The sequence below is a fragment of the Pseudomonas sp. KH_017 genome (assembly GCF_057840285.1).
In genome coordinates this window covers 446978-469779 of sequence record NZ_CM174509.1, presented here as the reverse complement: position 1 = coordinate 469779, position 22802 = coordinate 446978, and the positions used below count along the sequence as shown (strand labels likewise).

General features: G+C 60.8%; 18 protein-coding genes and 1 pseudogene. 12 read left to right on the top strand and 7 right to left on the bottom strand.

Annotated features, from left to right (window positions below):
* Positions 1-264 precede the first annotated feature (264 nt).
* Positions 265-4215: a trifunctional transcriptional regulator/proline dehydrogenase/L-glutamate gamma-semialdehyde dehydrogenase gene (gene putA, locus AC3IT6_RS02150; RefSeq protein WP_489354142.1), complete on the top strand. Its 3951-nt coding sequence runs from the start codon at positions 265-267 to the stop codon at positions 4213-4215.
* Between the two features lie 258 nt (positions 4216-4473).
* Positions 4474-6276, top strand: coding sequence for an acyl-CoA dehydrogenase (locus AC3IT6_RS02145; RefSeq protein WP_489354141.1), 1803 nt, complete (start codon positions 4474-4476; stop codon positions 6274-6276).
* Between the two features lie 145 nt (positions 6277-6421).
* Here the strand turns inward: AC3IT6_RS02145 and AC3IT6_RS02140 are convergent, their stop codons facing one another.
* From AC3IT6_RS02140 to AC3IT6_RS02125, 4 genes and pseudogenes are all read right to left on the bottom strand, one after another.
* The gene (locus AC3IT6_RS02140; RefSeq protein WP_489356470.1) at positions 6422-7129 is read right to left on the bottom strand and encodes a methyl-accepting chemotaxis protein; all 708 of its coding nucleotides are present in this window, start codon (positions 7127-7129) and stop codon (positions 6422-6424) included.
* 204 nt (positions 7130-7333) lie between these two features.
* Positions 7334-8197, bottom strand: a pseudogene (locus tag AC3IT6_RS02135) (cache domain-containing protein); the annotation flags it as partial.
* Between the two features lie 262 nt (positions 8198-8459).
* On the bottom strand, positions 8460-8762 hold the full coding sequence (locus tag AC3IT6_RS02130; protein ID WP_150754767.1) for a cell division protein ZapA: 303 nt from the start codon (positions 8760-8762) through the stop codon (positions 8460-8462).
* Positions 8759-8968, bottom strand: a complete 210-nt coding sequence (locus AC3IT6_RS02125) for a hypothetical protein (protein ID WP_095943263.1) — start codon at positions 8966-8968, stop codon at positions 8759-8761. Before AC3IT6_RS02125 ends, AC3IT6_RS02130 begins: the two co-directional genes overlap by 4 nt.
* Positions 8969-9295: 327 nt before the next feature.
* Between AC3IT6_RS02125 and AC3IT6_RS02120 the strand changes: the two genes are divergently transcribed.
* From AC3IT6_RS02120 to selO, 3 genes are read left to right on the top strand one after another with little or no spacing between them, the layout of a single operon-like run.
* Positions 9296-11038 (top strand): potassium/proton antiporter, encoded by a 1743-nt coding sequence (locus AC3IT6_RS02120; protein ID WP_489354140.1) that lies wholly within the window; start codon positions 9296-9298, stop codon positions 11036-11038.
* A 34-nt stretch (positions 11039-11072) separates the two neighbouring features.
* Positions 11073-14441, top strand: a complete 3369-nt coding sequence (gene mscK / locus AC3IT6_RS02115) for a mechanosensitive channel MscK (protein WP_489354139.1) — start codon at positions 11073-11075, stop codon at positions 14439-14441.
* A 48-nt stretch (positions 14442-14489) separates the two neighbouring features.
* The gene (gene selO / locus AC3IT6_RS02110; protein WP_489354138.1) at positions 14490-15953 is read left to right on the top strand and encodes a protein adenylyltransferase SelO; all 1464 of its coding nucleotides are present in this window, start codon (positions 14490-14492) and stop codon (positions 15951-15953) included.
* Positions 15954-15959: 6 nt separating this feature from the next.
* On the opposite strand, the gene AC3IT6_RS02105 is transcribed toward selO, so the two are convergent.
* Both AC3IT6_RS02105 and AC3IT6_RS02100 read right to left on the bottom strand, forming a co-directional pair.
* On the bottom strand, positions 15960-16361 hold the full coding sequence (locus AC3IT6_RS02105; RefSeq protein ID WP_489354137.1) for a helix-turn-helix domain-containing protein: 402 nt from the start codon (positions 16359-16361) through the stop codon (positions 15960-15962).
* On the bottom strand, positions 16358-16654 hold the full coding sequence (locus AC3IT6_RS02100) for a type II toxin-antitoxin system HigB family toxin (protein ID WP_108216275.1): 297 nt from the start codon (positions 16652-16654) through the stop codon (positions 16358-16360). Before AC3IT6_RS02100 ends, AC3IT6_RS02105 begins: the two co-directional genes overlap by 4 nt.
* Before the next feature lie 194 nt (positions 16655-16848).
* Here AC3IT6_RS02100 and trxC point away from each other — a divergent pair, with 194 nt between their 5' ends.
* Positions 16849-17283 carry a thioredoxin TrxC gene (gene trxC / locus AC3IT6_RS02095; protein ID WP_030129872.1) on the top strand — a complete coding sequence of 145 codons (435 nt, stop codon included), beginning with the start codon at positions 16849-16851 and terminating at the stop codon, positions 17281-17283.
* Between the two features lie 133 nt (positions 17284-17416).
* Here trxC and AC3IT6_RS02090 read toward each other — a convergent pair whose 3' ends face one another.
* The gene (locus AC3IT6_RS02090) at positions 17417-18187 is read right to left on the bottom strand and encodes a ParA family protein (RefSeq protein ID WP_489354136.1); all 771 of its coding nucleotides are present in this window, start codon (positions 18185-18187) and stop codon (positions 17417-17419) included.
* 355 nt (positions 18188-18542) lie between these two features.
* Here AC3IT6_RS02090 and AC3IT6_RS02085 point away from each other — a divergent pair, with 355 nt between their 5' ends.
* The 6 genes from AC3IT6_RS02085 to AC3IT6_RS02060 are packed head-to-tail and all read left to right on the top strand — an operon-like array spanning position 18543 to position 22776.
* The gene (locus tag AC3IT6_RS02085) at positions 18543-19268 is read left to right on the top strand and encodes a beta-ketoacyl synthase chain length factor (RefSeq protein WP_489354135.1); all 726 of its coding nucleotides are present in this window, start codon (positions 18543-18545) and stop codon (positions 19266-19268) included.
* A complete protein-coding gene (locus tag AC3IT6_RS02080; protein WP_489354134.1) occupies positions 19244-20053 on the top strand; it encodes a lysophospholipid acyltransferase family protein in 810 nt (269 codons plus the stop codon). The genes AC3IT6_RS02085 and AC3IT6_RS02080 overlap by 25 nt, the downstream gene beginning before the upstream one ends.
* Positions 20034-20294: a phosphopantetheine-binding protein gene (locus AC3IT6_RS02075; protein WP_489354133.1), complete on the top strand. Its 261-nt coding sequence runs from the start codon at positions 20034-20036 to the stop codon at positions 20292-20294. The genes AC3IT6_RS02080 and AC3IT6_RS02075 overlap by 20 nt, the downstream gene beginning before the upstream one ends.
* Positions 20295-20303: 9 nt before the next feature.
* On the top strand, positions 20304-20558 hold the full coding sequence (locus AC3IT6_RS02070) for an acyl carrier protein (protein ID WP_007992314.1): 255 nt from the start codon (positions 20304-20306) through the stop codon (positions 20556-20558).
* Positions 20555-21100: a COG4648 family protein gene (locus AC3IT6_RS02065; RefSeq protein WP_489354132.1), complete on the top strand. Its 546-nt coding sequence runs from the start codon at positions 20555-20557 to the stop codon at positions 21098-21100. Before AC3IT6_RS02070 ends, AC3IT6_RS02065 begins: the two co-directional genes overlap by 4 nt.
* A complete protein-coding gene (locus AC3IT6_RS02060; RefSeq protein ID WP_489354131.1) occupies positions 21097-22776 on the top strand; it encodes an ApeI family dehydratase in 1680 nt (559 codons plus the stop codon). Before AC3IT6_RS02065 ends, AC3IT6_RS02060 begins: the two co-directional genes overlap by 4 nt.
* Positions 22777-22802: the final 26 nt, after the last annotated feature.

The following is a 22802-nucleotide window of genomic DNA, read 5'->3' as shown; positions in this document are numbered from 1 at the left end:
ACCAGTTTCTTGAGAATAAGTTGCACCTAGTCGGAAATAAACGTTAAAAATCGTTTTTTGCTCCTTTTCGGAGCAAAAACGAGTGTTAACTCTCTGAAAAAGCACCAAGCAAATGCAGCACAGCCGTACCAGAATTTATTTCCTGACGAGCTGCGTAATATTCCGACAAAAAAAGGGTTGCACCCGGTTGCACCTCAACAGTCGCACGGCTAATCTTGCCGCCAGCTGATGCCACGCAGTCGTGGCAAACATGAGGATAAAAACATGGCTACCACCACCCTTGGGGTCAAACTTGACGACCCGACCCGCGAACGCCTCAAGGCCGCCGCGACCTCGATTGATCGCACGCCGCACTGGCTGATCAAGCAGGCAATCTTCAATTACCTGGAAAAACTCGAGGGTGGTGCAACCCTGACCGAGCTGAGCGGTTTGACCAAGGATTCCGACGACAGCGTCGACGCGCCTCTGGATCACGCCCACCAGTGCTTCCTCGAATTCGCCGAAAGCATCCTGCCGCAATCGGTACTGCGCGCATCGATCACCGCCGCTTACCGTCGCCCTGAGCCGGAAGTCGTGCCGATGCTGATCGAGCAGGCACGCCTGCCAGCACCGATGGCCGAAGCCACCAACAAACTCGCCGCCTCGATTGCTGAAAAACTGCGCAACCAGAAGAGCGCTGGCGGCCGTGCCGGCATCGTTCAGGGCCTGCTGCAGGAATTCTCCCTGTCGTCCCAGGAAGGCGTGGCACTGATGTGCCTGGCCGAAGCGCTGCTGCGCATCCCGGACAAAGGCACCCGCGATGCGCTGATCCGCGACAAGATCAGCACCGGCAACTGGCAGCCGCACTTGGGCAACAGCCCGTCGTTGTTCGTCAACGCCGCCACCTGGGGCTTGCTGCTGACCGGCAAACTGGTGTCGACCCACAACGAAGCCGGCCTGACGTCGTCCCTGAGCCGCATCATCGGCAAGAGCGGCGAGCCGATGATCCGCAAGGGCGTCGACATGGCCATGCGCCTGATGGGCGAGCAGTTCGTGACCGGCGAAACCATCGCCGAAGCCCTGGCCAACGCCAGCAAGTTCGAAACCAAGGGTTTCCGCTATTCCTACGACATGCTGGGTGAAGCCGCACTCACCGAGCACGACGCGCAGAAGTACCTGGCCTCGTACGAACAAGCCATCCACTCGATCGGCAAAGCCTCCCACGGTCGCGGGATTTATGAAGGCCCGGGCATTTCGATCAAGCTGTCCGCCCTGCACCCGCGTTACAGCCGCGCCCAATACGAGCGCGTGATGGACGAGCTGTACCCACGCCTGCTGTCGCTGACCCTGCTGGCCAAGCAATACGACATCGGCCTGAACATCGACGCCGAAGAAGCCGACCGCCTCGAGCTGTCGCTGGATCTGCTCGAGCGCCTGTGCTTCGAGCCGCAGCTGACTGGCTGGAACGGCATCGGTTTCGTCATCCAGGCTTACCAGAAGCGTTGCCCGTACGTGATCGACTACGTGATCGACCTGGCTCGCCGCAGCCGTCATCGCCTGATGATCCGTCTGGTGAAAGGCGCGTACTGGGACAGCGAGATCAAGCGCGCCCAGGTCGAAGGCCTGGAAGGCTACCCGGTGTACACCCGCAAGGTGTACACCGACGTGTCCTACATCGCTTGCGCCCGCAAGCTGCTGTCGGTGCCGGAAGTCATCTACCCGCAGTTCGCCACGCACAACGCCCATACCCTGTCGGCCATTTATCACATCGCCGGTCAGAACTATTACCCGGGCCAGTACGAATTCCAGTGCCTGCACGGCATGGGTGAACCGCTGTACGAACAGGTTGTAGGCAAAGTTTCCGAAGGCAAGTTGAACCGTCCGTGCCGCGTGTACGCTCCGGTCGGCACCCACGAAACCCTGCTGGCCTACCTGGTGCGTCGCCTGCTGGAAAACGGCGCGAACACCTCGTTCGTCAACCGCATCGCCGACCAGTCGATTTCGATCCAGGAACTGGTGGCCGACCCGGTGGCGAGCATCGAACAGATGGCAACCGTGGAAGGTGGTTTCGGCCTGCCGCACCCGCGTATTCCGTTGCCGCGTGACCTGTACGGTTCAGAACGCGCCAACTCCAGCGGCATCGACATGGCCAACGAACATCGTTTGGCATCCCTGTCCTGTGCCCTGCTCGCTACCGCACACAACCACTGGAAAGCCGCGCCGATGCTCGGTTGCGCCTCCAGCACCGAAGCTCCGGCACCAGTCCTGAACCCATCCGATCTGCGTGATGTGGTCGGCCATGTGCAGGAAGCGACCGTCGAAGACGTCGACAACGCCATCCAGTGCGCCCTGAACGCTGCGCCGATCTGGCAGGCCACCCCGCCAGCCGAACGCGCCGCGATCCTGGAACGTGCTGCTGATTTGATGGAAGCCGAGATCCAGCCGCTGATGGGCCTGTTGGCTCGCGAAGCCGGCAAGACCTTCGCCAACGCCATCGCCGAAGTGCGTGAAGCCGTGGACTTCCTGCGTTATTACGCGGTGCAGGCACGTAACGACTTCACCAATGACGCTCACCGTCCATTGGGTCCGGTTGTATGCATCAGCCCGTGGAACTTCCCGCTGGCGATCTTCAGTGGTCAAGTGGCTGCTGCCCTCGCCGCCGGTAACCCGGTATTGGCCAAGCCTGCGGAACAGACTCCACTGGTTGCGGCTCAAGCCGTGCGCCTGCTGCTCGAAGCCGGCATCCCGGAAGGCGTGCTGCAATTGCTGCCGGGCCGCGGTGAAACCGTCGGTGCCGGTCTGGTGGGTGATGAGCGCGTCAAAGGCGTGATGTTCACTGGCTCCACCGAAGTCGCGCGCTTGCTGCAACGCAACATCGCCGGCCGCCTGGACAGCCAGGGCCGTCCGATCCCGCTGATCGCCGAAACCGGTGGTCAGAACGCAATGATCGTCGACTCTTCGGCACTGACCGAACAAGTCGTGATCGACGTGGTTTCGTCGGCGTTCGACAGCGCCGGCCAGCGTTGCTCAGCCCTGCGTGTCTTGTGCTTGCAGGAAGATTCCGCTGATCGCGTCATCGAAATGCTCAAGGGCGCGATGGCCGAAAGCCGTCTCGGCAACCCTGAGCGTCTGTCCGTGGACATCGGCCCGGTGATCGACGCCGAAGCCAAGGCTGGCATCGAGAAGCACATCCAGGCCATGCGCGACAAAGGTCGCAGCGTGTACCAGGTGGCCATCGCCGATGCTGAAGAAGTCAAACGCGGCACCTTCGTGATGCCGACACTGATCGAACTGGAAAGCTTCGACGAACTGCAGCGGGAGATCTTCGGCCCGGTGCTGCACGTGGTTCGCTACAAGCGCAAAGACATCGATCAACTGATCGGCCAGATCAACGCTTCCGGCTACGGCCTGACCCTGGGCGTGCACACCCGCATCGACGAGACCATCGCCAAGGTGATCGACAACGTCAACGCCGGTAACGTCTACGTCAACCGCAACATCGTTGGTGCAGTAGTAGGCGTGCAGCCATTCGGCGGCGAAGGCCTGTCGGGTACCGGCCCGAAAGCCGGTGGCCCGCTGTACCTGTACCGCCTGTTGTCGACCCGCCCTGCGGATGCGATCGAACAATCCTTCGCTCGTGGCGATGCTGCCGCAGCACCGGACGTTCGTCTGCGCGACGCCATGAGCAAGCCGCTGACCGCCCTGAAAGCCTGGGCCGACAGCCACAAGTTCGCCGACCTGAGCACCCTGTGCGTGCAGTTCGCCGCGCAATCGCAAAGCGGCATCACCCGCCTCCTGGCCGGCCCGACCGGCGAGCGCAACAGCTACGCGATCCTGCCACGGGAACACGTGCTGTGCCTGGCGGAAGTCGAAGGCGATCTGCTGACTCAACTGGCAGCGGTATTGGCAGTCGGCGGTTCGGCGGTATGGCCGGAAGCTGACATGACCAAGGCCTTGTTCGCACGCCTGCCGAAGGACATTCAGGCGCGCATCAAGCTGGTTTCCGACTGGAACAAGGACGAAGTGGTGTTTGATGCGGTTGTGCATCACGGCCATTCCGACCAGTTGCGTGCGGTGTGCCAGCAGGTTGCCAAGCGTGCCGGCGCCATCGTTGGCGTGCAGGGCCTGTCGCAAGGCGAATCCAACATTGCGCTGGAACGCCTGGTGATCGAGCGGGCGTTGAGCGTCAACACCGCTGCGGCGGGTGGTAATGCCAGCCTGATGACGATCGGCTAAACCGCAACAAATCAGGCGCCCGTAATGGGCGCCTGAAATGCAAAACCCCTGTGGGAGCGGGCTTGCTCGCGAAGGCGGTGTGTCATTCAACATAGATGTTGAATGTGCCGGCCTCTTCGCGAGCAAGCCCGCTCCCACATTTGTTTTGTGGTGCCTGCCAAGTCGCTGCTCTGCCCCACCATCACGCTCATCAATCATCCTGTTCAGTCTTTATTCCCACGCCTAGACTCGGCCCATTCCAACAAAAGGTAGGCCGCCATGTCCGAGACGTTGCTCAGTTCCCGCAATCTGGCTTTCGAGCTGTATGAAGTCCTCGATGCCGAGGGCCTGACCCAGCGTGGGCGTTTCGCCGAGCACAACCGCGAAACCTTCGATGCCGCCATCGGTACCGCCCGCAGCATCGCCGAGAAGTTCTTCGCCCCGCACAACCGCAAGGGCGACGAGAACGAGCCGCGCTATGAGAACGGTCAGGCGATTCTGATTCCGGAAGTGAAACCGGCGGTGGACGCCTTCCTCGAAGCCGGCTTCCTCAACGCCGCGCGCAGTTTCGACGCTGGCGGCATGCAGCTTCCTACACTGCTGTCCCAGGCCTGCTTCGCGCACTTTCAATCGGCCAACGCCGCATCGACCTCCTATCCGTTCCTGACCATGGGCGCGGCGAACCTGATCGAAAGTTTTGGCACCGATGAGCAGAAGCGCCGCTTCCTGCAACCGATGATCGATGGCCGCTTCTTTGGCACCATGGCCCTGACCGAACCCCACGCCGGCTCGTCGCTGTCGGATATTCGTACCCGCGCGGAACCTGCGTCCGACGGCACTTATCGCCTCAAGGGCAACAAGATCTTCATTTCCGGTGGCGATCACCCGCTGTCGGAAAACATCGTGCACATGGTGCTGGCCAAGCTGCCGGACGCGCCGGCCGGGGTGAAGGGCATTTCGCTGTTCATCGTGCCCAAGTTCCTGGTCAACGATGATGGCAGCCTCGGCAAGCGCAACGATGTGTTGCTGGCCGGACTGTTCCACAAGATGGGCTGGCGTGGCACCACGTCCACGGCGCTGAACTTCGGCGATAACGGTGAGTGTGTCGGCTATCTGGTGGGCAAGCCGCACCAGGGCTTGAGCTACATGTTCCAGATGATGAACGAAGCACGGATCGGCGTCGGCATGGGTGCGGTGATGCTTGGTTACGCGGGCTATCTGTATTCGCTGGAATACGCCCGCGAGCGTCCGCAGGGCCGCGTGCCGGACAGCAAGGACCCGAATACAGCGCCAGTAGCGATCATTCAGCACGCTGACGTGAAACGCATGCTGTTGACGCAAAAGGCTTACGTCGAAGGTTCGTTCGACCTCGGCCTGTATGCGGCGCGGTTGTTCGATGACACCACCACGCTTGCGACTGAGGCCGAACGCAAGCAGGCCCATGAGCTGCTGGACCTGCTGACGCCGATCGTCAAATCCTGGCCGTCGGAGTTCTGCCTGAAGGCCAACGAACTGGCGATCCAGATCCTCGGCGGCCACGGCTACACCCGCGAATACCCGGTGGAGCAGTACTACCGCGACAACCGCCTGAACCCGATCCACGAAGGCACCCACGGCATTCAGTCGCTGGACCTGCTGGGGCGCAAACTGGCACAGAACGGCGGTGCGGGGCTCAAGCAACTGATCCGCCTGATCGCTGATACTGGCGAGCGAGCACAGGCGTTTGAGTCGCTAACGCCACTGCGCGAGCCCCTGGAGAAACTGATTGCCCACTTGCAAACCGTGACCATCGGCCTGCTGACTGATCTGGCCCAAGGCAAGGTCAACAGCAGTCTGGCGAACTCGGCGCTGTACCTGAAAGTGTTCGGGCACACAGTGATTGGCTGGCGCTGGCTGGAACAGGCGATCCGTGCAGAGGAAGGTCTGGCGAAGGGGAATGCCGCGGATGTGGCCTTCTATAAAGGCAAGCTGCAGGCGGCGCGCTACTTCCTGACCTGGGAAGTGCCGGGTTGCCACCATGAACTGGCGATTCTTGAGGCTCGGGATGATGTGTGCCTGGGGATGCAGGATGAGTGGTTCTAACCCCAAGTATTTGTAGTGCTGCTTAGATCCATTCGCGAGCAAGCCCGCTCCCACACTGGTTCAGGGTTGAACACATAATAGGTGAGCACCCTGAATCAAATGTGGGAGCGGGCTTGCTCGCGAAGGCGTCAGAATAAACAACACATCACTTCAGCTTGAACCCCCCCATCTGCCGCGCCAGATCATCCGCCAACCGCTGCAACGTCTGGCAATCATCCCGACAGGCCCTGACCTCCCCCGCCGTCGCCCGCGCCAGATCGGAAATCCCCTGCACATTACGGTTGATCTCTTCTGTCACCGCCGATTGCTCTTCCGTCGCCGTCGCCACCTGATGGTTCATGTCACTGATGCGCTCCACTTGCCCAGTAATCGCGGTCAACGAGGCGCCGGTACGCTGGCTCGACTCGACACCCGTACCCGTCGCCGCTTGCCCGGAATGCATCGACGACACGGCGTTTTCCGCACCCTGCTTGAGGCTACCGATCATCTGCTGGATTTCATCGGTGGACGATTGCGTACGTCGCGCCAGGGTGCGCACTTCATCGGCGACCACGGCAAACCCGCGACCCATGTCCCCGGCCCGCGCCGCTTCGATGGCGGCATTGAGCGCCAACAGATTGGTCTGCTCGGAAATCCCGCGGATCACCGCCAGCACCTGATCGATCGACGCCACCTGATGCGCCAATTCACCCACAGCGCTGGCGGCGACGCCGATTTCGTCGGACATGCTTTCAATATGCCGGATCGAGCCACCCACCACTTCCCGTGCCTGCATCGCCTCATCCCGAGCCGTTTGCGACGCGACCGCCGCATTACCGGCGTTTTGGGCGATTTCCTGAACAGTCAGGCCCATTTCATGGACAGCAGTGGCGACCATGTCGGTCATTTCCTGCTGGCGGCCCGAGCGTTCAGCGGTGTTGTCCACAACTCGGGCCACTTGCCCCACAGCCGTGCGCAAACGTTCGCTGGTGGCCAGCACTTCGCCGATCATGTCGCGCTGGCTATCCAGGAACCGATTGAAACCGCGAGCCAGATCGCCCAGCTCATCGGCGCGACTGGAATCTAACCGTCGGGTCAAATCTCCACCACCGCTACCGATGGCCACCAATGCCGCTGTTACCTGACGAATCGGTCGTACCAACCCACGGGCCAGCAATACCACCAGCAGCAGACACACAATCGCCACCGCCAGGCCGATGCCGCTGCTCATCCACATGGCGCGGCGGGCTTCGGCGTAGATCTGTGATTGCGGCACTTCGGCCACCAGGGTCCAGCCGAGATCGCGCAATGGCAGGCTTAACGCGAGGAAGTCTTCACCGTCACGCTGGAAGCCGCGGCTGGTGGCAGCTTTTTGACTCATCACCGATTGTGCCGCCGCAGCGCCTATTTGCTCCGTAAGGTTGCGTTTGCCACTGAATTGCGCCTCGGGATGCACCTGGATCAAACCGTCGGAACGCACGAGATAGACCTTGCCAAGCTCCCCAAAGTTGAAGTTGTGAATCAGCTCCGACAGCTCTTTCATGCTCAGGCCAAGCCCGGCAACACCCACGACTTTACCGGCCTGCTCGACTTTGAAGTCGATGAAAAGCGCCAATTCTCCGGTCGCCGTGTCATTGTCGATATTGAGGGTGCGCGGCTGGTTGCTATCGAGAAAGGAATAGAACCAGGCGTCTTTGGGATTGGAACGACTGAGGGTCCGGTCCAGGCCTTTTTCGGTGAAGTAATGGTTGGACGCGGTGCCGACAATAATCGCGGTAAAGGCCTTGTGCTCGGCGCGAACACCTTCGAGATAGGTAGTAAACGCGCCGGCCTGGGCACTGTCTTCACCCCCGGCCAACCAGTCGCGCACCATGCTGTTGCTGGCGATGTCCTTGGCGGCGGTGAGAGGTTGAACGAGGATCCGTTCGATGTCGTTGCGCATCGCTTCGATGCTCGACGGCAAGGCTTGCTCGACCAGATAGCTCTGGGCGAGGCGGTTGAGCACCAGGGTATAAATGCCAACCACGATCAGGATACTGACGAGCAGGGCGGTGCCCATACTCAGGATCAACTGCCATTGAATACTGCGTCGCCAGAACTGCATGGAGCACCCCCAAAGAATAAGAGGCTGAAACACTGCAACAGCCGTGCCGATTGTATACAAACCAACCGACAATCTATTCTTTGGTTGTGCGCAAAGCCGATCAGGCCTGATTGATCGTCTTGGAGATCACTTCAACCGTGGCGCTGACTTGCTCTTGGTAACGGTCGAGTTCGAGCTTGTGCTGTTTCTGCATTTCGATCTGCTGGGAGCACAGATTCATCGCCGCCAGCACCAGCAGTCGGTCACCGATCAGCGTCGGGTACTTCCTCTTGGTTTCGGCCAGGGCTGCCTTCAACATCATCGCGGCGTCCAGCAGGGTTTGTTCTTCCCCGACCGGTGCCTTGATCGAATAGTCCTCCCCCAGGATCGAGACGACCTTTACCCCTGCGGCGTTGTAACTCATGCGCTGACAGGGCCTGCGCTGACGCGCTCAACCAGGGCCTGGATGCGAGCCGCCGTGGCGCCTTGCTTCTCTTCGTGTTCCATCAGGCTCAGTTGCAGGCTTTCGTTTTCATCTTTGGCCTGGGCCAGTTCCGCGGTCAGGTTCTGGTTCTGTTGCACCAGGTCGCTGACCAGTTGTTCCAATTGGCTTAGGGATGCTTCCAACATTTTGATTTTCCGGGCTTTTTCAAAGGGCGCGTACGATAAAGAAAAGTCACTCTGGATGCCAGGGTTATACAGGCGCAAAGCCTTGATATTGCTGACGGGCGACCTTCCTCGCGAGTTTTAAAGACTGTGATTGGCCAATCTGGTTCCTGCACTTCGTCGCCACAAGGTGCAACCGGTGGAAACGAACCGCGCTCAAGACCTCAGTCCGGCGCTCTGTGATGACACAAAACCTTTTTGACAGCATCACATTTCAACAGGTTAGAATCGCTGGCACGCAGACTGCATGGTCAGTTTGCGCCCGCCTTTCAGCTTTCTGGAGTACTGCCTTTGAATGCGACGACCATCAACAGCCTGTTCTTGATCGGCGCGTTGCTGGTAGGTGCGAGCATTCTGGTGAGCTCACTTTCGTCCCGTCTCGGTATCCCGATTCTGGTGATCATCCTGGCCGTCGGCATGGCGGCCGGTGTCGATGGCGCCGGCATTATTTTCGATAATTACCCCACGGCTTATCTGGTCGGCAACCTCGCGCTGGCGGTGATCCTGCTCGACGGCGGCTTGCGCACCCGGGTGTCGAGTTTCCGCGTGGCGTTATGGCCGGCGTTGTCCCTGGCCACGGTCGGGGTACTGATTACCACCGGGCTGACCGGCATGGCGGCCGCGTGGCTGTTCGACCTGAACCTGATTCAAGGCCTGCTGATCGGCGCCATCGTCGGCTCCACCGACGCCGCGGCGGTGTTCTCCCTATTGGGTGGCAAAGGCCTGAACGAACGGGTAACCGCCAGCCTTGAAATCGAATCCGGCAGCAACGACCCGATGGCGGTGTTCCTCACCGTCACCCTGATCGACATGCTCGCCAGCGGCCAGACCGGCCTGCACTGGAGCCTGCTGACACATCTGATCCGCGAGTTCGGTATCGGTGGCGTCATCGGCCTGGGCGGTGGCTGGCTGATGCTGCAACTGGTCAATCGCATCAATCTGGCCACCGGTTTGTATCCGATTCTGGTCATCGCTGGCGGGTTGGTCGTCTTTGCCCTGACCAACGCCCTGCACGGCAGCGGCTTCCTGGCGGTGTACATCTGCGGCCTGGTGATCGGCAACCGTCCGGTGCGCAGCCGCCACGGCATTTTGCACATGCTCGACGGCATGGCCTGGCTGGCGCAGATTGGCATGTTCCTGGTGCTGGGGCTGCTGGTGACGCCTCACGACCTGCTGCCTATCGCCTTGCCGGCACTGGCCCTGGCGCTGTGGATGATTCTGTTTGCCCGGCCACTGTCGGTGATGGTTGGCCTGCTGCCGTTCAAGGCGTTCCATGGTCGTGAGAAAGCGTTCATCTCCTGGGTCGGCTTGCGCGGCGCGGTCCCGATCATTCTGGCGGTGTTCCCGCTGATGGCCGGCCTGCCCAACGCCCAGCTGTACTTCAACCTCGCGTTCTTTATCGTGCTGGTGTCGCTGTTGGTTCAGGGCACGAGCCTGCCGTGGGTCGCCAAGCTGTTGAAGGTGACGGTGCCCCCGGAGCCTGCGCCCATCTCCCGCTCGGCCCTGGAAGTGCACGTCACCAGCGAGTGGGAGCTGTTCGTTTATCGCCTCGGCGCGGAAAAATGGTGCATCGGTTCGCCCCTTCGCGAGCTGAAAATGCCTGAAGGCACCCGTATCGCCGCCCTGTTTCGCGGCAAACAATTGCTCCATCCGTCGGGTAGTACGGTGCTGGAAGTCGATGATTTGCTGTGTGTTATCGGCCATGAACACAACCTGCCGGCCCTCGGAAAACTCTTCAGCCAGGCGCCACAACGGGGCCTCGACCTGCGCTTCTTCGGCGACTTCGTACTCGAAGGAGACGCCCAGCTGGCCGCGGTTGCGGCCCTGTATGGCCTGAAGGTCGAAGGCATCGATCCGGATATGTCCCTGGGCCACTTCATTGCCCAGAAGGTTGGCGGCGCGCCGGTGGTGGGTGACCAGGTGGAATGGAACAACACCATTTGGACCGTGGCCGTCATGGACGGGAACAAGATCGGTAAAGTGGGCGTCAGATTCCCCGAAGGAAGTCGCCCGGGTCCCGGACTCTTCCTCTAAACTGCTTCCACTATCACTTGCTTGACCGGTCTTTATGCCTAACCTGCGCTCCATTTTCGCCATCGCCCTTTTGGGCTTGAGTCTCTCTGTCGGCACCCTTGGTTTATCGCAAGCGGCGCAAGCGGCCGAACCGCCTTCCAGCGAAGCCGTGCAGGCGAGCCTGGACAAGATCGCCGACCGCAAACTGCCGGAAGCCGATCAGAAGGCCCTGCAATCCGTCCTGCAAGGCACGCTGAGCCAGCTCAACAACAAGCGTGACTACGAGCAGAAGCTGGTCGCGCTCAAGCAGCAATTGAGCAGTGCGCCCAAACAGACCATCGAGAACCAGCGTGAACTGACCCGCCTCAAGGCCAGTTCCGTGGTGCCGGTGGCGCAGCGTTTCGCCAAGGAACCGATCCAGCAGCTGGAACAATTGCTCACCGAGCGTTCCACCCAGCAAAGCGACCTGCAAAAGGCCCTGGCCGATGCCAACAGCCTGATCATCACCGCCCAGACCCGCCCCGAGCGCGCCCAGGCGGAGATATCCAGCAGCCAGACGCGCATTCAGCAGATCAACACCATCCTCAAGAACGGCAAGGACGCCGGCAAGACCCTGAGCGCCGAGCAGCGCGACCAGCTCAATGCCGAGCTGGCGGCGCTGAACGCGCTGATCCCGCTGCGGCGCCAGGAACTGGCCGGCAATACCCAATTGCAAGACCTCGGCAGCAGCCAGCATGACCTGTTGTCGGAGCGATCCGATCGCCTGGATAAGGAAATCCAGGAACTGCAAACCCTGATCAACCAGAAGCGTCTGGCGCTGTCCCAGGAAACGGTCACCCAGCAATCCATCGAAGCGCAGAAAGCCGGCGGCAGCAGCCTTCTGGCCACCGAAAGCGCGGCCAACCTGAAGCTCTCGGACTACCTGCTCAAAAGCACTGACCGCCTGAACGAAGTCACCCAGCAGAACCTGCAGACCAAGCAGCAACTGGACAGCCTGACCCAGAGCGATGCGGCCCTGGACGAGCAAATCAACGTGCTCAAAGGCAGCCTGCTGCTCTCGAAGATTCTCTACAAACAGAAACAGGCGTTACCGCGCCTGCGGCTCGACCGCAACCTGGCGGATCAGATTGCCGACATTCGCCTGTATCAGTTCGAAGTCAGCCAGCAACGGGAATTGCTGAGCAATCCGACCACCTACGTCGAAAACCTGCTGTCGACCCAACCCCCCGAGCAAGTCACGCCGCAGCTGCGCAAAAGCCTGGTGGAACTGGCCACCACCCGCGCCGACCTGCTGGAGCGACTGAACCGCGAACTGAGCGCGGTGCTCAATGAATCCATCACCCTGCAACTGAACCAGAAGCAATTGCTCAGCACCGCGCAAAGCCTGCGGGCGACCCTCGATGAGCAGATGTTCTGGATTCCCAGCAACAAGCCGCTGGACCTGGAGTGGATTCACAGTGTGCCGGATCGCCTCGAGCGGCAACTCGATTCGCTGCCAGTACTTTCAAGCCTGAGCGAACTGACCGATGGCCTGACCCAACGCCCGCTGCTGTTCCTGCCACTGGCACTGCTGATCGGTGCGCTGCTGTGGCGGCGCAAGAATCTGTACGCGCGACTGATCAAGGTTCACCAGGACATCGGTCACTTCAAGCGCGATAGCCAGTGGCACACGCCGCAGGCGATTCTGATCAACATTCTGCTGGCGATGCCGGTTTCCCTGGGCCTCGCCTTGTGCGGGCTGGCCCTGCAAATCGACGCCCGCGGGCAGAACGCCAATATGGGCGCGGCGCTGCTGCAAATGGCCGGAGCCTGGCTGGTGTTCTACACCGCCTACCGGATCCTCGCGCCAGGTGGCGTGGCGGAACTGCATTTCCGCTGGGAAAAGCCCCAGGTGGAGTTCCTGCGCAGATGGATCCGCCGCCTCGGCATCGTGGTCATGGCACTGGTGACCGTCGTCGCCGTAGCCGAACTGCAACCGGCGGCACTGGCCGATGACGTGCTCGGCATGCCAGTGGTACTGATCTGCTACGCCTTGATGACCTTGCTGCTCAGCCGCCTGCTCATCAGCAGCCCGACCCACGAAAACGCTTCGCTGTTCCGCAAACTGGTGGGGATCCTGTTCACTGCCCTGCCCGTCGCGCTGTTCGTGGCGGTGTGCTTCGGCTACTACTACACCGCGCTGAAACTCAGCGACCGCTTGATCAACACCCTGTACCTGCTGATGTTCTGGCTGGTGATCGAAGCCACCTTCGTGCGCGGCCTCAGTGTGGCGGCCCGGCGCCTGGCCTACCAGCGCGCCCTGGCCAAGCGGCTGGCCGCCAAAGAGGCCGGCGATGGCGAAGCGGTGATCGAAGAACCGACCATGGACATCGAGAAGGTCAACGAGCAGTCCCTGCGCCTGATCCGTCTGGCGCTGCTCGGCGGCTTCATGGCGGCACTGTATTGGGTCTGGGCCGACCTGATCACGGTGTTCTCGTACCTGGACAACGTCACCCTCTACGAATACACCAGCGGTACCGGCGCCAACATGAGCATGGTACCGATCAGCATCGGCGACATGCTTGGCGCGCTGATCATCATCGGCATCACCTTCGCCCTGGCGCGCAACCTGCCGGGCTTGCTCGAAGTGTTCGTGCTGTCCAAGCTCAACCTGGCCCAGGGCAGCGCCTACGCGACTACCACATTGCTGTCGTACGTGATCGCCGGCGTCGGTTTCGTCTCGACGCTGTCGACCCTCGGCGTAAGCTGGGACAAGCTGCAATGGCTGGTGGCGGCGCTGTCGGTCGGCCTCGGTTTCGGCATGCAGGAGATCTTCGCCAACTTCATTTCCGGCATCATGATCCTGTTCGAACGCCCGGTGCGGATCGGTGACACCATCACCATCGGCAACCTGTCGGGCACCGTGAGCAAGATCCGTATCCGTGCCACGACCATCACCGACTTCGACCGCAAGGACATCATCGTCCCGAACAAGACGTTCATTACCGGGCAACTGATCAACTGGTCGCTGACCGACACCATCACCCGGGTGACCCTCAAGCTCGGCGTCGACTACGGCTCGGACCTGGACCTGGTGAAAGAGCTGTTGCTCAAGGCCGCGCGCGATAACCCGCGCGTGCTGAAAGACCCGGAACCGCACGTGTACTTCCTGAATTTCGGCGAAAGCACCCTCGACCACGAGTTGCGCATGCACGTGCGCGACCTCGGCGACCGTAACCCGGTGCTCGACGAGGTCAACCGCTTCATCAACCGCGAGTTCAAGAAGCAGCACATCAACATCTCGTTCCGGCAGATGGAGGTCTACCTCAAGAACCTGCACGGCCAGGAATACAAGATGGTGCCGATCGAGCCGGAAGCGAAAACCATCGTGCCGATCGTCGACGGCAAGTCGTCGCAACAACCGCCGGCCGCCAAACTCGACTAACCGGCCTTTCCCCAGCAGAATGCTCGGACATTCTGCTGGAGCCGGCCCTTGAAAGCCCTCGACGAACTCACCTTCGATAACCGCTTCGACCGCCTGGGCGATGCGTTTTCCGCCCATGTGCTGCCTGAGCCCATCGATAATCCGCGCCTGGTCGTGGCCAGCCCCGCTGCCATGGCGCTGCTGGACCTCGACCCGGCCGAGGCCGAAACCCCGGAGTTCGCCGAACTGTTCAGCGGCCACAAGCTCTGGGCCGACGCGATTCCAAGGGCGATGGTCTATTCCGGGCATCAGTTCGGCTCCTACAACCCGCAACTGGGCGACGGTCGCGGCCTGTTGCTCGGCGAGGTGTACAACCAGGCCGGCGAACACTGGGACCTGCACCTCAAGGGCGCCGGCCAGACGCCGTTTTCACGCATGGGCGATGGCCGGGCGGTATTGCGCTCGTCGATCCGCGAATTCCTCGCTTCCGAAGCCTTGAACGCCCTGAATATCCCGACCACCCGCGCCCTGTGCGTGATCGGCTCCGATACCCCGGTGTGGCGCGAAAAGCAGGAGCGTGCGGCCATGGTCCTGCGCCTGGCGCCGAGCCATGTGCGCTTCGGGCACTTCGAATACTTCTACTACACCAAGCGCCCCGAGCAGCAGAAAGAGCTGGGTGATCACGTGCTGGCCATGCACTTCCCGCAGTGCCTGGAACAACCGGAGCCGTACCTGGCGATGTTCCGCGAAGTGGTGGAGCGCAATGCCGAACTGATCGCCAAGTGGCAGGCCTATGGCTTCTGCCACGGGGTGATGAACACTGACAACATGTCGATCCTGGGCATCACCTTCGATTTCGGCCCGTTCGCCTTCCTCGACGATTTCGACGCCAACTTCATCTGCAACCACTCCGACGACCAGGGCCGTTACTCCTTCAGCAACCAGGTGCCGATCGGCCAGTGGAACCTCAGCGCCCTGGCCCAGGCCCTGACGCCGTTCATCAGCGTCGAAGCCCTGCGCGAAACCCTCGGTCTGTACCTGCCGCTGTTCCAGGCCCATTACCTGGACCTGATGCGCCGCCGCCTCGGCCTGACCACGGCGGAGGATGACGACCAGAAATTGCTGGAGAACCTGCTGCAACTGATGCAAAACAGCGGCGTCGACTACAGCCTGTTTTTCCGCCGTTTAGGTGATGAAGCACCGGAACAGGCCATCACCCGCCTGCGTGACGACTTCGTCGACCTCAAGGGCTTTGACGCCTGGGGCGAACTCTACGTCGCCCGAGTGGCCCGTGACGGCACGCTTGATCAAGAGCAACGTCGCCAGCGGATGCACGCGGTCAACCCGCTGTACATCCTGCGCAACTACCTGGCGCAAAAGGCCATCGAGGCAGCGCAGAACGGCGACTACTCGGAAGTCCGTCGGCTGCACGCTGTGCTGAGCAACCCGTTCGAGGAACAACCGGGGATGGAAAGCTATGCCGAGCGACCACCGGAATGGGGCAAGCATCTGGAGATCAGTTGTTCGTCGTGAGGCGGGTCAGATAAAGACCTCTGCCGACACACCAAAGCGCTCGGCCAGCCAGCGGATCTGTCGCAAGTTGAGCTGGCGCTTGCCGCTCAGGATCTCGGAAACCACAGACTGAGGGCCGATGCCAGGCAGGTCACTCTGACTCAGGCCGTGTTCACGCATCAAGTAGCCAAGAACCTCGACCCCGCCAGGCTTCGGCATCGGGTGATGCTTATGGTCCCACTCCTCAATCCAGTCACCGATGATATCCACCAGACTCATCAGCGGGTGGGACTCATCATCGCCGGTCATCTCGAGCAACTCGTCCAGCGCATGCGCCAGCAGGTCATAGTCATCTTCGCTTTTCGGCTTTCGAAGCAGCGGTGAGACGAATTCCCAGTGCTCGGCAACTCTTTTGATCAGGACACTCATGCTCTTTCCTCCTTCCATTTGCCGCGGTCGTATTCGCGGTGATCCAGCACATGCTTGATATAAAGCTTTTGCGATCGATATCTGACAAAAGCTATCAGCCGCAACTTGTTGCCACCGATATCGAAAACATGAAACTCACCTACCTTGTCGACAGCAGGGAATGTGGCTCTCATCGCCGCAAAATCCGGCGGTTTGCTTCCTTTGGCTAATTGATACCAATGATCCAGCGCGTTGGCTGCCATTGGCCATTTGGCCTTGGCTTCACGTACTCTTTTTTCGGTGAGAACATGCATGCAACATCCTTATCGCATTTTGCTATGGTGAGTTAATCACAGATCAAAAATATCGCAAGTTGCGATAATCCTTGGCAGACCAGCGGTGTGGCTCGGCACGACCCAGCCTAGTTTCATTGCCGGACACTGCTCGATTGAAAACATGAGCAAACGTCTCCAACTAAGTGTTATCAGCTTCCCATTGGATCTTGCTCATGACCGACCCACTCCTCATCCCCTGCCCCCACTGCAACGGCCTCAACCGCATTCCCGCCGAGCGCCTCAACGACCACCCGAAATGCGGGCGCTGCAAGGCCGAAGTCCTGCTGAACAAGCCGTTTGAATTGAAGCAAGGCGACTACGCCAGCCAGATCAAGGGCGATCTGCCGCTGCTGGTGGATGTGTGGGCCGACTGGTGCGGGCCGTGCAAGTCGTTTGCGCCGGTGTTCGAGCAGGCAGCCGGGCAACTGGCGGGCAAGTGCCGACTGGCCAAGCTGGACAGCGAGGCGAACCAGCAGTTGTCGGCGCAGTTGGGGATTCGCTCGATTCCGAGCCTGATCCTGTTCAAGAACGGCCGGGAGGTCGCCCGGCAGAGCGGGGCCTTCCCGTTACCGCAACTGATGAGCTGGTTGCGTAGCCAGGGGATCTAAGGACTAGCCGAATCCCACTGTGGGAGCGGGCTTGCTCGCGAAGGCGTCGTGTCAGTCAACTTAGATGTTGAATGTAATGGCCTCTTCGCGAGCAAGCCCGCTCCCACAAGGGGTTCTGTGTTGACAGCTAGAGTCAGGCGTTTTCCAGCAGGTTGTGCAGCTCGACAAATTGCTGGGTCAGCTTGTGCCGCGGGTCGAGATGAATCAGCGGCGTATTGGCCTGGTGGGATTCGCGCATGCGTACCGAGCTGGCCAGGTACACCGGCAACACCGGCAGGCCTTCGGCGATCAGCTCATCGAGCATTTGCTGGGGCAGGCTGGCGCGGGCCTGGAACTGATTGACGACGATGCCTTCGACTTCCAGGCCTTCGTTATGGTCTTCCTTCAACTCTTCGATTTCCGCCATCAGGCCGTACAGTGCCTGGCGTGAAAAGCTGTCGCAATCGAAGGGAATCAACACACGATCGGCGGCAATCAACGCTGAAACCGCATAGAAGTTCAGCGCTGGCGGGGTATCGAGGTAAATCCGGTCGTAGTCTTCGCTCAGCTCTTCCAGCAACTTACGCAGCTTGTTGATCTTGTGCTTGGCTTCAAGCTTTGGCTGCAAGTCCGCCAGCTCGGCGGTGGCAGTAACAACGTGGAGGTTATCGAAGGGGGTTTCGTAGATGTCGACCTGATTCTTTTTGGAGAACGGCCCGGAAGACAGCGTCTGCTTGAAGAAGTCGGCGATGCCCATCGGGATGTCGTTACCGGTGAGCCCCGTCAGGTATTGAGTGGAGTTTGCCTGGGCATCGAGATCCACCAACAAGGTGCGAAAACCCTCGCTGGCACTGACCGCCGCCAGATTGCAGGCAATGCTGGATTTGCCAACGCCACCTTTCTGATTGAACACCACGCGCCGCATGTCAAAACCTCCGTGTATCAAAGAATGACCGAGTGTAGTGGTCCACCGCATTGCTTCGCTACCTTGTCGGCAAAGGGACTACACAGTCAGTTGCCTTCTCTTGCTTGAAAAGCCCTGAACGGCTCGGTAATTCAACGCCAGAACCGACAGACGGAGTAAAAATTTGTGAATAATTACCAATCGTTCAATTTTTACGAGCCAGCCGCTTCAGCTTGCTGAGCAAAATGTAACCAGCATTTGCTACACGTTCCCGGCACCGGGATAATGCGCGCCACTCGGCGCCAAACGCCACGCAGGGTAAGTCCCGGCTCTCGGCCACTCCCCCGCGTCAAGTAAGCCCGTGAGGGTGGGATGAATGTCTGTGATCAACTTCAACATCGCCCAATGGCGCGCCTGGGCCCCGGGGCTTGAAAGCGTGAACGATTGGCAGGCATGGTGCCGACAACCGGTCGTGCTGCCGGACAGCGATGCCGCTCCCGACGTTTCCTTTCTGCCGGCCATGCAGCGCCGGCGACTCAGCCGCCTGGCGCGGATGGCCTTCAGTGTCGGCTGGCCATTGGCCGAAGGTCGGCAGGATTTGCCATTGGTCTTTGTTTCCCGTCATGGCGAAACACCCCGCACGGTCGAGATTCTTAGTGATCTGGCCGCCGACCAGCCGCTGTCGCCGACCCAGTTCAGCTTGTCTGTGCATAACGCGATCATTGGTTTGTGGTCGATCATGCGTGGTGAAACCAGCGAAATGACCGCCCTGGCCGCCGCAGGCGATGGCCTGGAACATGGCATGCTCGAAGCTGCCGCGCTGCTGGCTGAAGGCGCTCCCGCAGTACTGCTGGTGATCACCGAAGAGCGGCCGCCCGAGGCTTACTCGACCTGGATCGACGACGTGCCGTTCCCTTATGCCGTCGGCCTGCTGATCACACCCGGCACCGACTGGCAGTTGTCCCTGAACAGCTCCTCGGATGCGTTGTCCAAATCCCGCTGGCCCCACGCGCTGAATCTGTTGTGTGCGCTGCTTGGCCAGCAAACCACCTGCCAACATGCCTGGAAAAATCGTGTATGGACCTGGCAACGCAACCCGTGACCGAGAAAAACCGCGACGCCTACTACTGGCGCTTGCTGGCCACCGCCGCGAGCTTTGCCCTGTTCGGGCTGGGCGGGCTGTGCCTGCGCCTGGTGATTTTCCCTGTGCTGAACTGCCTGCCCGGCGACGCCCAGACCCATCGGCTGCGGGCCCGGCAAACGGTCAGCCGCTGTTTCTGGATTTTTGTGCGTTTCATGGCCCGTACCGGGGTGTTGACCTACAACATTGAAGGCGCGGAAAAGCTCGGTCGTCCCGGGCAAATGATCATTGCCAATCACCCATCGCTGATCGACGTGGTCTTTCTGATCGGTCTGGTGCGTCACGCCAACTGCGTGGTCAAGCAAAGCCTCTGGGAAAATCCTTTCACCCGCGGACCACTGCGCTGCACCGAATACATCAGCAACGACGGCAGCATGGACATGCTCGACGCGGCTGCCGACGCGCTGAAAGACGGCCAGACCCTGATCATTTTCCCGGAAGGTACGCGCACCCAACCCGGCCAGGCACCGGCCTTTCATCGGGGAGGCGCGGCAATCGCCCTGCGTGGTGCGAAAATCCTCACCCCGGTCATTATCAAGGTCAGCCCGACCACATTGACCAAGGCCGAACCCTGGTATCGCATCCCCAAGCGGCGCGTGCACTTCAGTTTCCGGGTCGGGGCCGATATAGACCCACAGACCTTCGCCACGCAGGGGCCGGCTCCGCAGGCCTCGCGCAAGCTCAACGAATATCTACATTCTTACTTTATTAAGGAGCTCGCCGAAGATGAGCGATCTGCACCGTGATATCAAAATGCTTATCATCGACGCCCTTGGCCTCGAAGACATCAGTGCCGACGACATCGGCAATGACCAGACCCTGTTCGGCGAAGGCCTGGGCCTGGACTCGGTGGACGCCCTGGAACTGGGCCTGGCCATTCAGAAAAAGTACGGCATCAAAATCGACGCCGATGCCAAGGACACACGTAATCACTTCAGTAACGTGGCGAGCCTTGCGGCGTTCGTCAGCGCAAAACAGGCAGCTTGAGACCGGACCATGCAAACTCGTGACGACATTTTCAACACCCTGCGCGATGCCTTGGTCGAGCTTTTCGAACTGGACCCGGAGCGTGTGAGCCTGGAATCCAACCTGTATCAGGACCTGGAAATCGACAGCATCGACGCGGTCGACCTGATTGATCACATCAAACGTCAGACCGGCAAGAAAATCGCCGCCGAAGAATTCAAATCGGTGCGTACCGTCAGTGACGTGGTCGAGGCGGTCTACCGTCTGGTTCAACCGGCCGCATGAATCGACTGATTGGCCTCGGCCTGCTGCTGGCGGGTCTTTTGTATCCCTTCGCAGTGTATTTCGGCATGGAGCATTTCGCCCCGTGGCAGTTCGGGCTGCTGCTGGGCGGACTGTGGCTGGCCCGGGCGCTGACTGGCAAACGACGGCCTGGCAGCCTGTGGATGGCCACGGTGGCCATTGTGTTCTGTCTGTTGCTGGCACTGTTCGACAGCCCGGTGCTGTTGCGCTGGTATCCGGTGTTGATCAGCAGCTTCATGTTGGTGCTGTTCGGATCGAGCCTGACATTCGGCCCACCGATCGTTGAACACCTGGCCCGGGTACGCGAGCCACAATTGCCCGCCGAGGGCATTCGCTATACCCGTCAGGTGACCATCGCCTGGAGCGTTTTTTTTCTATGCAACGGTTTGTGTGCCGCCGTCCTGACCCTCTGGGCACCGCTGAGCTGGTGGACGCTGTACACCGGCCTGATTTCCTACGGATTGATAGGCCTGATGTTTGCCATTGAATGGCTCATACGACAACGGGTACGAGGCCGCCCATGAATTGGATAAAACTTGAGCACCTGCTGCTCAAGGCTCAGCCGGAGCGCGCCGTAACGACCGCTCCGGCACTGGATCACGCCCGACTGTGCGAACAGGCGCTGCGCCTGGCCGCCGGCCTGCAAGCCCGGGGTGTACGGCAGATGGCCGTGCACCTTGAGGATGCCGCCGACCTGGCGATTGCCCTGCTCGGCGCCTGGCGTGCCGGGGTCAGCGTGCTGCTGCCGTCCGACCTGCAACCGCAGACCCGCCAACGCTGGTCAGGCGAAGTTGATCTGTGGCTGAGCGATCAGCCCGACGATGCGCACCTGAGCGAGTTTCGTCATCCGCCACTGAGTGCCGCCGCCCTGGACCTGGATGACTGCCGACTCAGCCTGTGCACATCCGGCTCCAGTGGCGAACCCAAGCGCATCGAAAAGAACCTGCGCCAACTGGCCAATGAAGTCGAAGCCCTGGAACAGCTGTGGGGCGCGGACCTGGGCCCGGCGTGCATCATCGGCAGCGTCGCCACCCAGCACATCTACGGTCTGCTGTTCCGGGTGCTGTGGCCGCTGTGCGCTGGCCGCCCGTTCGTACGTCGACAGTTGGCCTTTCCAGAGGACCTGCAACGCGCCAGCCGCGAGTACCCGGCCTTCGCCTGGGTGGCCAGCCCGGCGCTACTCAAGCGCATGGGCGACAACCTCGACTGGCCGGCCTTGAGCTCCGTACGCCGGGTGTTTTCCTCCGGCGGTGCATTGCCGGTCGAGGCCGCACAGAGCCTGCATGAGCGTCTGGGGCAGTGGCCAACGGAAATCTTCGGCAGTTCGGAAACCGGCGGCATCGCCTGGCGTCAGGGCGCGGAACTCTGGCAGCCCTTTGTCGATGTCACGCTGACCCAGGACAGTGAGGGTGCGCTGCTGATCGCTTCGCCGTATTTGCCCAATGGCCATGTCGAACACACTGCCGATTCAGCGCGCATCGCCATCGATGGTCGCTTCGAGTTGCTTGGGCGACTGGACCGGATCGTCAAACTGGAAGAAAAACGCATCTCGCTGCCGATGCTGGAACAGGCGCTGACGGCCCATGAATGGGTCGTCGAAGCGCGGCTCGGCGTCGTTCAGGAAAACCGCGCCTCCCTGGGGGCGTTGCTGGTGCTGAGCGAGGCCGGTTTGCATGTGCTGCGCAATCAGGGTCGACGCAGCCTCACCGAGCAATTGCGCCAACACCTGAGCCAACACTGCGAAGCCCTGGCCCTGCCAAGACGCTGGCGTCTGCTGCGACAACTGCCGCTGAACACTCAAGGCAAACTGCCCCAGGCCGACGTCGACGCCCTGCTGTTGGCGCCGCGCCCCAAAGCGCCTGAGGTGCTGGAGCAAGTCGAAAGCAATGGCGAGTGGAGCCTGCAACTGGCCGTGCCACCGGACCTGGCCTACTTCAGCGGTCATTTCCCCAAGGCGCCGGTGTTGCCTGGCGTGGTGCAGGTGGACTGGGCGCTGAGCCTGGGCCAGCAACTGATGAACCTGCCGAAAAAATTCGCCGGCATGGAAGTCTTGAAGTTCCAGCAACTGGTGCGCCCGGGAGATGAGATCCAACTGCACCTGCGCTTCGACCCGGCGCGGGGCAAATTGTATTTCGCCTATCGCAACGAAACCGCCACCTGCTCCAGCGGGCGGATCTTGCTGGAGGCGGCAAATGCATAAGCTGGGTGAGTGCTGCGCACTCCTTC

Excerpts from the sequence above, each read along its gene's own strand:
- mscK (WP_489354139.1), top strand. The coding sequence starts at position 11,073 with ATGCCTAACCTGCGCTCCATTTTCGCCATCGCCCTTTTGGGCTTGAGT.
- AC3IT6_RS02140 (WP_489356470.1), bottom strand. The coding sequence starts at position 7,129 with ATGGGCCTGACTGTTCAGGAAATCGCCCAAAACGCCGGTAATGCGGCG.
- AC3IT6_RS02075 (WP_489354133.1), top strand. The coding sequence starts at position 20,034 with ATGAGCGATCTGCACCGTGATATCAAAATGCTTATCATCGACGCCCTT.
- AC3IT6_RS02090 (WP_489354136.1), bottom strand. The coding sequence starts at position 18,187 with ATGCGGCGCGTGGTGTTCAATCAGAAAGGTGGCGTTGGCAAATCCAGC.
- AC3IT6_RS02070 (WP_007992314.1), top strand. The coding sequence starts at position 20,304 with ATGCAAACTCGTGACGACATTTTCAACACCCTGCGCGATGCCTTGGTC.
- AC3IT6_RS02065 (WP_489354132.1), top strand. The coding sequence starts at position 20,555 with ATGAATCGACTGATTGGCCTCGGCCTGCTGCTGGCGGGTCTTTTGTAT.
- AC3IT6_RS02105 (WP_489354137.1), bottom strand. The coding sequence starts at position 16,361 with ATGAGTGTCCTGATCAAAAGAGTTGCCGAGCACTGGGAATTCGTCTCA.
- AC3IT6_RS02060 (WP_489354131.1), top strand. The coding sequence starts at position 21,097 with ATGAATTGGATAAAACTTGAGCACCTGCTGCTCAAGGCTCAGCCGGAG.
- AC3IT6_RS02080 (WP_489354134.1), top strand. The coding sequence starts at position 19,244 with ATGGACCTGGCAACGCAACCCGTGACCGAGAAAAACCGCGACGCCTAC.
- AC3IT6_RS02125 (WP_095943263.1), bottom strand. The coding sequence starts at position 8,968 with ATGTTGGAAGCATCCCTAAGCCAATTGGAACAACTGGTCAGCGACCTG.
- AC3IT6_RS02145 (WP_489354141.1), top strand. The coding sequence starts at position 4,474 with ATGTCCGAGACGTTGCTCAGTTCCCGCAATCTGGCTTTCGAGCTGTAT.
- AC3IT6_RS02100 (WP_108216275.1), bottom strand. The coding sequence starts at position 16,654 with ATGCATGTTCTCACCGAAAAAAGAGTACGTGAAGCCAAGGCCAAATGG.
- AC3IT6_RS02085 (WP_489354135.1), top strand. The coding sequence starts at position 18,543 with ATGTCTGTGATCAACTTCAACATCGCCCAATGGCGCGCCTGGGCCCCG.
- trxC (WP_030129872.1), top strand. The coding sequence starts at position 16,849 with ATGACCGACCCACTCCTCATCCCCTGCCCCCACTGCAACGGCCTCAAC.
- AC3IT6_RS02130 (WP_150754767.1), bottom strand. The coding sequence starts at position 8,762 with ATGAGTTACAACGCCGCAGGGGTAAAGGTCGTCTCGATCCTGGGGGAG.
- putA (WP_489354142.1), top strand. The coding sequence starts at position 265 with ATGGCTACCACCACCCTTGGGGTCAAACTTGACGACCCGACCCGCGAA.